The 13,467-nt window shown below is 42.6% G+C and carries 7 protein-coding genes; 1 reads left to right on the top strand and 6 read right to left on the bottom strand.

What is annotated here, in order from left to right:
* Positions 1-55: 55 nt before the first annotated feature.
* A complete protein-coding gene (locus tag ACTJKG_RS08015) occupies positions 56-2,389 on the bottom strand; it encodes a penicillin-binding protein 1A (RefSeq protein WP_172334933.1) in 2,334 nt (777 codons plus the stop codon).
* Positions 2,390-2,665: 276 nt separating this feature from the next.
* Between ACTJKG_RS08015 and ACTJKG_RS08010 the strand changes: the two genes are divergently transcribed.
* Positions 2,666-3,544: a polyphosphate kinase 2 family protein gene (locus ACTJKG_RS08010; protein ID WP_440738899.1), complete on the top strand. Its 879-nt coding sequence runs from the start codon at positions 2,666-2,668 to the stop codon at positions 3,542-3,544.
* Between the two features lie 95 nt (positions 3,545-3,639).
* Here the strand turns inward: ACTJKG_RS08010 and ACTJKG_RS08005 are convergent, their stop codons facing one another.
* The 5 genes from ACTJKG_RS08005 to ACTJKG_RS07985 form a co-directional block, all read right to left on the bottom strand.
* Positions 3,640-4,005, bottom strand: a complete 366-nt coding sequence (locus ACTJKG_RS08005) for a hypothetical protein (protein ID WP_172334931.1) — start codon at positions 4,003-4,005, stop codon at positions 3,640-3,642.
* Between the two features lie 226 nt (positions 4,006-4,231).
* Positions 4,232-6,835: a GH92 family glycosyl hydrolase gene (locus ACTJKG_RS08000; RefSeq protein ID WP_440738898.1), complete on the bottom strand. Its 2,604-nt coding sequence runs from the start codon at positions 6,833-6,835 to the stop codon at positions 4,232-4,234.
* 441 nt (positions 6,836-7,276) lie between these two features.
* The gene (locus ACTJKG_RS07995; protein ID WP_440738897.1) at positions 7,277-10,417 is read right to left on the bottom strand and encodes an efflux RND transporter permease subunit; all 3,141 of its coding nucleotides are present in this window, start codon (positions 10,415-10,417) and stop codon (positions 7,277-7,279) included.
* Between the two features lie 126 nt (positions 10,418-10,543).
* Positions 10,544-11,647, bottom strand: a complete 1,104-nt coding sequence (locus ACTJKG_RS07990) for an efflux RND transporter periplasmic adaptor subunit (protein ID WP_253952212.1) — start codon at positions 11,645-11,647, stop codon at positions 10,544-10,546.
* A 22-nt stretch (positions 11,648-11,669) separates the two neighbouring features.
* Positions 11,670-12,944 (bottom strand): TolC family protein, encoded by a 1,275-nt coding sequence (locus tag ACTJKG_RS07985; protein ID WP_172334928.1) that lies wholly within the window; start codon positions 12,942-12,944, stop codon positions 11,670-11,672.
* Positions 12,945-13,467: the final 523 nt, after the last annotated feature.

Below are 13,467 nucleotides of genomic sequence, written 5' to 3'. Positions count from 1 at the left end.
GTGCAACGCTAACCTTTTATTCCTGACTCTTGATTGTAATATCTTGACTCGCTATTTACTGCCCCGGCGGTGTACCTTCCGGGTTTTCTGGTGTAGTGGTTGGTGTTGCCGGTGTAGGTAATACGTGCGTTGTGTCAATAGGGTTGCTTGTGCTGTCGACAGTGGCGGTATCGGTTACTATTCTTGGCGATGGACAATTGTACTCCTTAGTGATTTTTACCCAAGGTTTCGGGAACGAACCATAAGTATAGCCCGATTTTGGATCGGCATAAACTTTTTCCATAAAGCGCCCAAAAATAGGTAGCGCCGTATGCGATCCCTCACCGGTTTCGGAGGTGGTAAAGTGTACACTGCGGTCATCAGCACCAACCCAAATACCGGTTACCAGGTCTTTGGTAATACCCATATACCAGCCATCTACATAGTCAGATGAAGTACCTGTTTTACCACCAATCTGGTTATCTTTTTTCCACAGGCCAGGATATTCCCATAAAGCCTGTGAAGTGCCTCCCGGTTCTTCCATACCACCGCGGAACATGTATAGCATCAGCCATGCCGTTTCCGGACTGATAACCTGCTCTTGTTTTAAGGTAAACTCTTTCAATACGCTGCCGTCCTGATCCTCAATTCTGGTTACCAATATGGGGTCTAATTTCTGACCTTTATTCAGGAAGGTGCTGTATGCCCTTACCATTTCAAAAACCGAAACATCATTTGAACCCAATGATACCGATGGTACTGATTTAAGCGGACTTTCGATGCCGCATTTATGGGCATATTGCACAATTTTATCCCAGCCTACTTTTTCGGTCAGCTGAGCGGTAATAGAGTTTACCGATTTACCCATGGCCCAACGCAGCGACATTTCGCGGTACGAGAAATTAAAGTCGGCATTGTTGGGTTGCCAAACTTCATCCTTGCCGTTATCCTTATATTTTATGGTTACAGGCTTATCCGTGAATTTATCGCAGGGGGTAAAGCCATTATCCAGCGCGGTTAAATAAGCGAAGGGCTTAAATGTTGAACCCGCCTGGCGACGTGCCTGGTTTACGTGATCGTAATTAAAAAAGCGATGATCGATACCGCCTATCCAAACCTTTATTTTGCCTGTTGATGGCTCCAGGGTCATCATACCGGTATTCAGGATCTTCGCGTAATATTTGATCGAGTCGATGGTGGAGAAGGTGGTATCCTTTTCGCCGTTCCAGGTGAAAACGGTCATCCGTTTTTTCTGTTTAAAATATTGCTGAATCTGAACGGTATCGCCCTTATATTTCTTTTCCAGTAAACTGAATATAGGCAGGCGTTGTTCGTTTTTGAGGATAAAATCTTTGATCTCGACACCCTTGGAGTCGCGCCATGGGTTTTTATTACCCCAAAGGTTGTTGAAACGCTTTTGCAGCATTTTCATTTTTTCGGCAACTGCCTCTTCAGCATATCGCTGCAGGCGGGAGTCGATGGTGGTATATATCTTTAAGCCATCCTCATACAGATTATAGCCATTCTCTTTACACCATTTGTCCAGCCATTTTTCTACCGCGCGGCGCAGGTAGGAGTCGCCATGTGAGTCCTCTTCCACATAGCTGAGGTTAAGCTTTATAGGCGATTTGAAACTGGTATCATAGCCGGCTTTAGTCAGGTAGCCATATTTCTGCATCTGTCCTAAAACTGTATTCCGACGCTCCAAAGCGCGGTCGGGATTTTTAATCGGATTGTAGCTCGAAGTAGCTTTAAGCATCCCGATCAATAAGGCGGCTTCGGCCGGTGTAACCTTATCCGGGGTTTTATTAAAATATTTTAACGATGCGGTTTTAATACCGAAAGAGTTATTGCCGAAAGGTACCGTATTTAAATAAAGCGTAAGTATTTGCTCTTTGTTATAAACGTGTTCAATTTTAAAAGCGGTAAGCCACTCTTTGCATTTATAAACTATGGTGCGGATAACCGGGATATGCTTAATAAAGCCTTGCGATTTGCGTTTGCGGGTCTCGAACAGATTCTTGGCCAGCTGTTGTGTAATGGTACTGCCCCCGCGGCGTTCGCCTTTGGCGGTGGATAACATACTGGTAAAGAACGAGTAGAAATCAACCCCGTTGTGTTTGTAAAAACGGACGTCTTCAGTAGCAACAAGTGCGTTGATGAGGTTGGGGGAGATGTTTTTGAGCTCTACAGGTGAGCGGTTCTCTTTATAGTACTGGCCTATTAGCTTACCATCGGCTGTATATACCTCAGAACCAACGGACATTACAGGGTTTTTAATGTCCTGCATATCAGGTGAGTAACCCGAAAGCCAAAGGAAATTGAGTTCGATACAACAAAAAAAGATGATGACGAAGTAAATAAATATGGCGAAATATCTTAAAAATCGGTTTCGTATACGTCGGAACATTGGGTAAAGATGTAAAATAATGACACTAAATCATAGTGTCAAACAAATATTAATATATACAGTTTACATAAAAGTTACAGTATACCCGTCACCAACCTGTTTGCAAGTATAAGGTATTAAATTTTCAGTACCTTAAAACCGTTTTATTATAGGTCTGGTCAAATCGAATTGGCCTTTTGGTGCGGATATTTATAAATTTAAATAAACAGCATTATTATCAACGCAATTTTAACATCTAAATTTTAAGCTGGCAAAAGGTAAAGCAATTTCTTTGATATGAGTAACATAATTAACAAGTTTAAGATTGATAACGGCAAAGGGTTTTCGCTCAAAGATCAGGACTCTGCTTATGCCGATGGTTTTGAAAAGGACGATGCCAAAGATGTGCTTACCGCGCTGATAGCAGAAACATTTGACCTGCAAACCGAGCTTTACGCTGCCAATAAATACGCGCTGCTCATCATTTTCCAGGCGATGGACGCAGCCGGTAAGGATAGCGCCATAGCACATACGTTATCAGGCTTAAATCCGCAGGGCTGTCAGGTGTATAGTTTTAAACAACCCAGTACCGAAGATTATGAACACGATTTTTTATGGAGGCATTACAGATCGCTTCCCGAGCGCGGGCGTATTGGTATCCATAACCGATCGCATTATGAAAATGTGCTGGTTACCAAAGTTCACCCAGAACTGATATTAAAAGAGAATTTACCCGGTATTCAAGATGTAAAACAAATAGATGGCAAATTTTGGGATAAGCGTTACCAAAGTATCCGGGCCTTTGAGGAACATCTTACCGGTAATGGAACGGTGATCATTAAATTTTTTCTGAACGTATCAAAGGGAGAGCAAAAGAAACGGTTTTTAGAACGAATTGATGACCCAAAGAAGAACTGGAAATTTTCGGCTGCTGATATCGAAGAACGTAAACGTTGGGGCGATTACATGGATGCTTATCAAAGGGCTATCCAGGAAACAGCCACCCCAAACTGCCCATGGTATGTGATACCGGCCGACAAAAAATGGTTTACCCGTATAGCCATTTCAACCGTTATTCTTCAAACACTAAAAGATCTGAAATTAAAATATCCGGTGTTGCCCAAAGAGGAAAAGGAAAAGTTGGACGAAGCGAAAAAGCTGCTGGAAAAAGAGTGAGGGGCATTAGCGCATAAGAAATACCTGCAAAGTTTTTAAAACTTTGCAAGTATTAAAATATAAAAGGGTGATACCCTTTGTTCATTAGAAATGCCTTATATATTCGAGAACATTGTTTGTGCTCTTTCGCCGATAAGCGGTATTGGTTTACTTTCGCCATTAATGGCACCAATAAAGCCTATCACCCATAAAATAAATAACCCAACGCGTACTATCCAGAAAAGTGAGTAACCAATAGTATATCCTCCGGAGAAAAATATGGCCGCGAAGATGGCCGAGGCCGCCCAGTAAATAACTATGGAAACGATGTGAAATAATAACGTTTGTCTTAACTGATAGCTCGCCTGTGCGGTTTTATTATCCTTATACATAGCAAAATAAGCGATAAGCCAGCCGATGATAAAAAAGTAACTTACAATTCCGGCTGTTTTGCCGTCGTCTTTTGATGGAATGTCATTCATGGTGATTAATGATTTAGATTTTACTGTTTATTAATTAAAGCTAACCATATTTTGCCATCAAATGTTTGAATTTTTTTTTAAATCATAGCTTTTGAGGATGTAGTGGGGAGATGAGAACTAAAGAAAATCATCTTTAACTTGTTTCAGGATCTCGCAGGACAGGTTAATCATGATGTTGTGTAAGCCTGCATGTGGGATGCCGAAATAAATTCGGCATGCCGTATTCTTAATTTTCCTTCACAAAACTAGCCTCATCAACAAAGCTGCTTTTACCGTTTACAATGGCTATGGCTTTAACCATTGTACTGGCCGATATAGTGACCGGCGTGTTATACAAGGTTGACGAGGCTGTTGGTGCCGATCCATCGAGCGTGTAATATATTTTAGCATCGGCATCCGAGCTTTTGATCTGGATGCTGAATGGTTGTTTAAACGTTTTGGATGGCGCTATGATGTAAGGATTGGCCACGATGAGGTTATCAGTAATGGAGGATATGGGTTTTTCCAGATCTTGTAAAAACAGTTTGTTGGATAGCCGGCCGGTAAATACTTCAAATTCGCCGCCATCAGCCATGTCACTGTAGTTTAAATACAGTTTATTATATGATTTTTTGGCCAGGCTCATGCCCTGCAAATAGGTATTGGCCCTGCTTATACCCGCGCCCGAATTGGTGATAGTGAATTTTTTGCCATTCTCCAGGTAAACAGTAGCCTTATCAAACTGGGGTATCCCCACCAGGAACTGGTTTTGCCCCGGCGCGATGTTATAAATGCCCAGGGAGCTCATCACATACCAGGCCGACATTTGACCGCAATCTTCATTACCAGCCAGTCCATCCGGTTTTTCGCTGTATTCCTCGCGCAGGATACGGTCGATATAAAACTGGGTTTTATCAGGCGAATCGGTAAAGTTATACAGGTAAGCCATATGATGGCTCGGTTCGTTACCGTGCGCGTATTGCCCGATCAAACCGGCCACATCGGGTGGCGTGTTACCGCTCAGTTTGGAATCGGTGGTAAATAGTTCATCAAGCTTAGCCTCAAAAGCCTGTTTACCGCCCATGCGGGTTATCAGACCATCGACATCCTGTGGTACCAGGAACGAGTATTGCCAGGAATTGCCTTCGGTATAATTGTGGTTGATTTCGGTAGGATTAAAAGGAGCAAACCAGCCGCCGTTAACACGGGCCTGCATAAACCCATTTTGGTTGTTATATAGGTTTTTCCAGTATTGGGCGCGTTGTATGTATTCTGCATAATCCTGGGGCTTATCCAGCATTTTAGCCATCTGGGCAATACACCAATCGTCATAAGCATACTCGAGCGTTTTCGAAACAGACTCCTTTTGCGCATCGGCCTGTACAGCACCATTTTTACGATAATTATCCAAACCAAACTGGTCGCGGTTTACAGCGGCCTTCATGGCTGTAAAAGCCTCGGCAGCATCAAAATCACGGATGCCTTTGGCATAAGCGTCAACAATAACCGGGATAGAATGGTTGCCGATCATACAATAGGTTTCGGAACTGGCCAGCGGCCATATCGGCAATAAACCACCCTGCTCATACATCGCCAGGAAAGTTTTGATAAAATCGTGTGTCCGTTTTCTATCTATCAGCGTTAACAAAGGGTTTTCGGCCCGGAAGGTATCCCATAATGAAAACACAGTGTAATAATTAAAACCCTGCGCGGTATGTACCTCTTGATCAAGCCCAAGATATTGCCCGTCCACATCGTTGTAAATGTTGGGCGCCAGCATGGCGTGGTATAAAGCGGTATAGAAAATGGTTTGTTTAATGCGGGAATAATCGGGCACTACCGGGCGTTTTTCTTTAGGTACACGACCAGTACCGCCGCCGCTGGCCCTAAGCTCTGTTTGAGCGGTTTGCGTGGCCTGGGCAACAGTAGGGGCGCCACCTTCTACTTGTATCTTGTTCAGCTCGATATTCCAGGTGGCCCTGGCAGCTTTTTGTACTTTTTTAAAGTCAAAATCGGGCATTTCGGCATCCAGATTTTTTAATGCCCCCTCTGCACTTACCGAGGATATACCCACTTTTGAGATCACCTCGCCAGGGTTATCAAACTGCAGGTACATCTTGACGTTTTTGCCTTCCACCTTTTTCTGGCCTTCCTGTAATTGGTCGTTGCTGGCTATACCATAAGTTTTAAAAGGTTTAGAGAATTTAGCGTAGAAATAAACAAGCTGACCTTTGGCCCATGAGCTGGATTTACGAAATCCCCGCACTTCATGATCGTTCACCACTTCTATCCAGGAATTAATAACCGCGTCGCGGTGTTGCAGATCAATAATAATATTAGCCTTTGCGGTACCGGGATAATCATAACGGTGAACGCCAACCCGGGTAGTGGCGGTAAGTTCTACGCCGATGTTATATTTATCAAGCAGGGTTTTATAATACCCTGGCGAGGCCAGTTCGTTCTTCTTTTTAAAGCCCGAGCTGTAATCGGTGTTTTTAAATTGCGGATCGCCGGTGGTGGGCATAAACAATACATCGCAATAATCGGCAATACCGGTACCACTCAAATGAGTATGTGAAAAGCCATAAACCACGGTATCGGTAAAATGATAGCCTGAGCAACCATCCCAGCCGGTCAAACGTGTATCCGGACTTAGCTGCACCATACCAAAGGGCAATACCGCACCGGGATAAGTATGCCCATGCCCGCCGGTACCAATAAAAGGGTCAACCAGTTGCGCATAATCTTTCTCCTTTTTCTTTTCGGCCTTTTGGGCTATCGCAAGAGATGCCGAGGCTAACAATAAAGAAAATGTTAAAACATTACGTAGTGCAAATTTTGTAACGGGCATACAGGTAAATGCTGTTTATTATATCACGCAAATTAAAACTTAAAAGTCACAATCAAAAAACGCAAATTAAGTGAGTGGGGATTTTGGGAACAACGAGTAAGGGCTTTCAAAGTAATGAGTAAAATGCCGGGTAGGTTGCTAATCAAATCCTGAGAATTATTAAATTCTGAAAACCCTGATTCAGATGATTTCTGTACATATAACAAGAGTCCCGGTTTCCTTGAATAATGGAAAATCGGGACTCTTTAGTTAAGATCTACGAGGGATAAAACCGACCGTTTGGTATGTAGTTATTAATACTTTTTAAACCTTTTAAAACCCGCCAAAAATTTGTTAAAAAGTGTTAAATTGGTGTTAAAAATTCGTTAAACAGGGTAAAAAGAGGCCCTTTTTGTCCTGTTTTTGATCAAAAAGTGTTAAAATAAAAGCTTTAAAAAGTTTTTAAGCATTGCGCACCATCCCCATTTTTTTCAAAAGTTTACGGTTTTCACGGCGATGGATAAGACGGTAAACAATGGCATAAATGATTGGCAAAATCAGTAATGTCAAAATAGTTGATGTCACCAGGCCACCTATCACCACAATAGCCAATGGCTTTTGGGTTTCGGAACCGATACCGGTTGATACTGCTGCGGGCAATAAACCAATAGCAGCCATCAGCGCAGTCATCACCACCGGGCGAACCCTGGAAATCACGCCCTCTAATATGGCTTCATTGAGATGCATTTTTTCTTCGAGGTTCTTTTTGAAAACCGATACCAGGATCACACCATTCTGAATACAAACACCAAACAAGGCTATAAAACCTATACCTGCCGATATACTGAAGTTGGTGCCGGTAATATGCAGGGCCAGGATCCCGCCAATAAGTGCAAATGGTACGTTCATGATAACCAGTATAGCATCCTTGGCATTGCCAAAGGTGATAAACAGAATCAGGAATATAACCAGTAAACAAACAGGCACTACATGAGCCAGCGTGTTTGAAGCGCGGATCTGGTTCTCAAACTCACCGTTCCAGGTAAAGGAATAGCCCTGGTCGAGCTTAACGGCGGAATTTACTTTTTGCTGTGCTTCGGCGATGGTACTGCCCAAATCACGACCACGAACCGAGAATTTAACCGCTATATAACGCATGTTATTGTCTCGGTAAATAAAGGCCGGTCCGGTTTGGGTGGTGATGTTGGATATTTCCTTGATAGCGATCTTAGAACCATTCATAGTAGGTACCATCAGGTTTTCGATTTTATCCTGAGTATCTCTGAAGGGCTTTTGGTAACGGATCCGGATATCGAATTTGCGCTCGCCTTCGTAAAGTGTAGTGGCCGCTTTACCACCAATGGCCATTTCAATAACGGCGTTGGCATCGGCAGTTGATACGCCATAAAGGGCCATTTTGCGCTGATCGAGTTCAATCCTGAACTCGGGCTGACCCAAGTTGCGAAGTATGCCCAGGTCTTCAACACCTTGTACGTGTTTGAGCACCTCCATTACAGAATCAGCCTTATGGTCAAGTACATTGAAATCCGGGCCGAATATTTTTACAGCCATAGAAGCAGGTACACCAGCAACTGCTTCAGCCACGTTATCAATAATAGGTTGCGAATAGTTGAAGATGATACCAGGAAACTGGCTGAGTTTTTTATCAATATTGGCGATCAATTGCTCCTGGGTAAGCCCGCTTTTCCACTGGTCTTTAGGTTTCAGATCCACCTGTATCTGTACGTTAAAGAAACCCTTCGGATCGGTACCGTCGTTAGTACGACCAACTTGCGATAGGGTCTGTTTTACCTCGGGAAAGGTGGCCAGTACATCGCGCATCTTGTTGGTCACGTTTACCGAGCTTTCCAGCGATGTGCTCATCGGTAACTGTGCTGTTACCCATAATGCGCCCTCATTAAGCTGCGGTAAGAACTCAGAACCTAAGAACTTGGCCGAAAAGAAGGTGACCGCCATAAAGGATACTGCCACTAGTAAACTTAACTTTTGATTGCGATAAGTATAATTAAACATCCTGCGGATGCCTTTCTCGAAAAATATAACTATTGGGTTATGTTTTTCCCTAACGTTTTTGCTCAATAATATACTGGATAGGGCCGGTACTAGGGTAAGGGTGAAAATCAATGCTCCCAATAAGGCGAAGCCTAAGGTGTAGGCCAATGGCGAGAACATTTTACCTTCAACCTTTTGGAAGGCGAAAATCGGCACTAAACAGGTTAAAATGATGAGTTTGGAGAAGAATATGGCTTTACCCATTTCGGAGCCTACATTTTTAAACAAGCCCAATTTGGCGAGGCCGTTAAACTTCTGCATGCCTACTTCTTTGGCGCGATGGTCAAGGGCCACAAATATCCCTTCAACCATTACCACGGCGCCATCAATGATGATACCAAAATCGACGGCACCCATCGAAAGCAGGTTGGCGCTCATGCCCTTTAAGCGTAAACATATAAATGCAAATAGTAGTGCAAGCGGTATAATGATGGCCACAATGAGCGTTGTACGCCAATCGGCCATGAACAGGAATACGATAACTGTAACCAGGATGATACCCTCACACAGGTTATGGATAACCGTTTCAGTACAAAAATCCATCAGGTTGGTACGATCGTAAAAAGTATCGATCTTCACATCCTTGGGTAATACGTTATTGTTTAGGTCGGCTACTTTATCACGGATGCGTTTTAGGACTTCGGCAGGATTTTCACCTTTGCGCATTACTACAATGCCTTCAATAACGTCGTTATGCTTATCGCGCCCTACCTGTCCTAAACGGGGCAAACCGCTTTCTTTAATTTCGGCAACGTCTTTGGCCAGGATTGGTACGTTGTTTACATTTTTGATGATGATGTTCTGGATCTCATCAATATTATTGATCAAACCAATACCACGCACAATATAGGCCTGGTCGTTCTTTTCAATAATATCGCCACCTACGTTAATGTTGCTGCGGTTGATAGCGTTGTATACGTCCAACGAGGTAAGGCCATATTTTTGAAGTAAGGAAGGATTAACACTTACCTCGTAAGTTTTTTCCTCACCGCCAAAGCTGTTTACGTCGGCCACACCTGGTACCGATTTGAACTGACGATCCAGGATCCAATCCTGAATAGCGGTCAGATCATGAATGGTTTTGGCACGGCTTTTAAGCGTATAACGGTAAATCTCGCCGGTAGGGCCGTAGGGTGGTTCTACTTCGGGTTTTACACCGTCGGGTAGGTCGGCATTTCCCAGGCGACTTAATACTTGCTGTCGGGCGAAGGCATCGTCCACATCGTCATCAAAAATGATACGCACATAGGATAAACCAAATGAGGAAGTAGTACGCAGGTTAGCCTTTTTTTGTACCGAGTTTAAAACGGTCTCCATGGGTATGGTGATCATTTTTTCAACCTCCTCGGCGCTGCGGCCAGGCCATTGCGCTATGATGATGATCTGCGTATTGGTAACATCGGGGAACGTTTCAATAGGCGTATTCATGTAGCTCCATATACCGAGCACTACCAGTACCAGTGTCATAAAAAACACGAAGTAACGATGCCTTAACGAAAAGTAGATTATATTTTTAATGAATTTATTCATTGCAGTATCTTGTAGTTAAGTTAGTATCGAGTAGTTAGTATCAAGTATCAAGATCTTTTGGAGACTATAAATATCACGATTAGGGTCATGATACTTGATACTAGCTACTTGATACCAATAAAAAATCTATTTATCACCCATTAGCGCATCATAAAACAATAGCTGATTTTTAGAGATGATCTTATCGCCGGCATTTAAGCCCGATGAGATGTAGCTTACATCATCAACCGTTTTAATTACACTTACTTCGCGTACTTTTAAATCACTTTTACTGTTGTATACCACTACGTAGTACTTACTGTTATCGAAAATAACTGCTTTTGCAGGTACAGCTACTGATTGAGCCTTGTCATTATTAGAGATCACCACATTAGTAAACATTTCCGGCTTCAGCAGCATATCTGTGTTCGGTAATACGATCTTGATTTTCATTACCTTGTTATCAGGGTCAAGCACCGAGCTGATGGCGTCAACCTTGCCGGTAAATACCTTACCCGGATAGGCTACTGTAGTTACCTTTGCGGTATAGCCGGGTTTTACCTTGCTGATATCAGATTCAAACACGTTGGCCCATATCCAAACATCTTTCATGTTAGAGATAGTGAACATGTTGCCGCTATTATCAGGGCGTATAAAGCTTCCGGCCGTGATGTTTTTTTCAACGATAAAACCACTCTCCGGCGCCTTAATGATCAGGGAACCACTTGCGGAGGTGTTACCACCGCCGTTGATGGCGATTTGCTGTTGAACCTTGGTACTGGCTGCAGCTGCTTTGTTGTAGTTTTCTTTAGCTTCGGTATAGTCGCGCTCGCTTGAAATGCCATTTTTGTACAAGTATTCTGCTTGCTCCAACTGGCGTTTGGCAATAGCGAGATCCGATTTGGTAGCTGTTAAATCGGTGTAATTACCGGCAATATCAGCACTGCGCATTACCGCCAGCGTTTGGCCTTTTGTAACTTTATCACCCAAGGACACTTTTACTTCCAGTATCTGACCACCAGCAAAAGGGAATACCTTGATCACGTTATTATCATCATAAGATACTTCACCCGAAAGGCTAAGCTCATCTTTCATGGCGGTAGTTTTTGCTGTGTCAATAGTGATCATACGCGCCATAGAGTCGCTTACAGTAACAGGCAGGTTTTCTGCCACAGGCTGGGGCTTGCCTTTGCAGGCGGCAAGTAATAGTAAAGCGGAGATGCCGGACAACAGCGTTTCTCTTTTCATCATTATTTTATATTTATAAAAATTATCAGGATTTAATTACAGGAATACCAATAGCAAAATTGAGATCAGCAATAGATTTTTGCAGATTATACTGCTGTTGCAATATCTTGAGCTTGGTGTCTTTATAGGTATCAAAAAAGTCAACAAATTCAATCAGGCTGATCTGTCGTTGCTGAAAGCTTTTGAGCATGCTGCTAAATAATTTATCATACTGCTCATTAAATTCAACCTGCTGTGTAGTAAACAGCTGCTGATTTAATTTATATTGATTTACAGCAGCAACAACATCATTTTTAAGCTGTAGTTCGCTTTGTTTTAAAGTGCTCTCCTGGCTCTGGATGTTATACTTAGCCGATTTGATATTACCCTGGTTGCGGTTAAAGAAGGGCAGGGGTAAGCCAATTTCCAGGCCATAATAGTTTGGTGCGTAGTTACTGTTTTTATCATATGATGCACCGATGGTAATGTCTGGAACTGCCAGTGCCCGCTGATAGGCCAGGTTATGCGTGGCTGAATTCAGTTGGTACTGGTTCGACAGGTAATCGGGTCTGCTGGCTTTAGCCTGTTCAATTAACGACGGAATATCAAGCGACACGTTCTCTGTTGGGTTATCATTAATGATCGGGTCTACAAAAGCAGTCTCTTTGGTTTGCAGTAAGGTTTTTAGCTCGGTTTGAAGATCATTGATCTGGCGGTTGTTCTCTACCATGTCGTTCTGCAGGCCGAAAAGTAAAGCTTTAAGCCTGATCAGATCTTTCATGGAGGTATTACCCGCATCATATGATTTTTGGATAGCCTTCACGAGGTTGGTTGCAGAAGTGATCTCGTTCTGATAAACTTTAGCCTGGGCGTTCAGCGTAGCCAACTGACTAAAATCAAGGCGGAGATTATAACGCAGGTTGCGCATCAGATCATTAAAAGCAGCCTCCTGCACCATGGCATCATCTTTGGCCATTTGTACCTGTTTGCCGCGTTTACCGGCTGTGGTAAATACCTGGTTTAACTGTACAAATACTTGTCCTTGGCCTTTACTATGGTCAAAGAATTTGTTGCTGCCACCGGTATGGATGTTTTGATCGGTGCTTAATACGGGATTGTCCCAAAGTTTGGCCTGTTGTATGAGCGCCTTCGACGCTTCTATGTTATACTTTTGGGCTAAAAGGCTTAAGTTGTTTTCAAGAAATTGTTTTTCTGCATCCTGAAAGGTAAGCTTAACGGTGTCAGTTTGGGCCTGGGCCCGGGTGGTACTAAAAGTAAAAAGTACGACTGATAAAAAAAGCAGGGGTTTTATCTTATACATAGTCCTAGTCTATTCAACACTACAAAAATTCATAATAGGTATGAATTTTATATGAAGATGGGTTAATGATAGCATTAAAAGAACGTTGATACAAATACGGGCGATACAATATAATATATCGGGCAGTGATAAAGTGTAAATACAGTTAAATATAGAGGTTATCAGAATGTCTTACGTAAAGTTTTCAAAATAAGTTCGGCAAAAGGCTTACCAAAAGTTTTTGGCTTGAAAGTTATCGATGGGGAATTTTTAAGAAGCTTGTAGCTAATTTCCTAAAGCATAATTTTAAAAAAAATGGGACTATTTTATTAAAAAAGTGGGTTTACATGGTTTACACTTTTTTATGGTTTACATTGATTTAATTAATTGATAATCAAATTATTGAGTATATTTTATAGCCGTAAAACAGGTTTATGTGTAAACCCACTTTATGACGATGAAAGCGATCTTAGGAGGAGATACGTTAGTCTTCAGGATTCTATGCGAGAACCCTGGCGATATTGTAAATGGGTTCGATATTGGA

The sequence above is a fragment of the Mucilaginibacter sp. 22184 genome, from assembly GCF_052045695.1.
In the GTDB taxonomy this organism is placed as follows: domain Bacteria; phylum Bacteroidota; class Bacteroidia; order Sphingobacteriales; family Sphingobacteriaceae; genus Mucilaginibacter.
The sequence above is the reverse complement of the archived record's forward strand: the minus strand, read 5'-3'. Positions and strand labels throughout refer to the sequence as shown.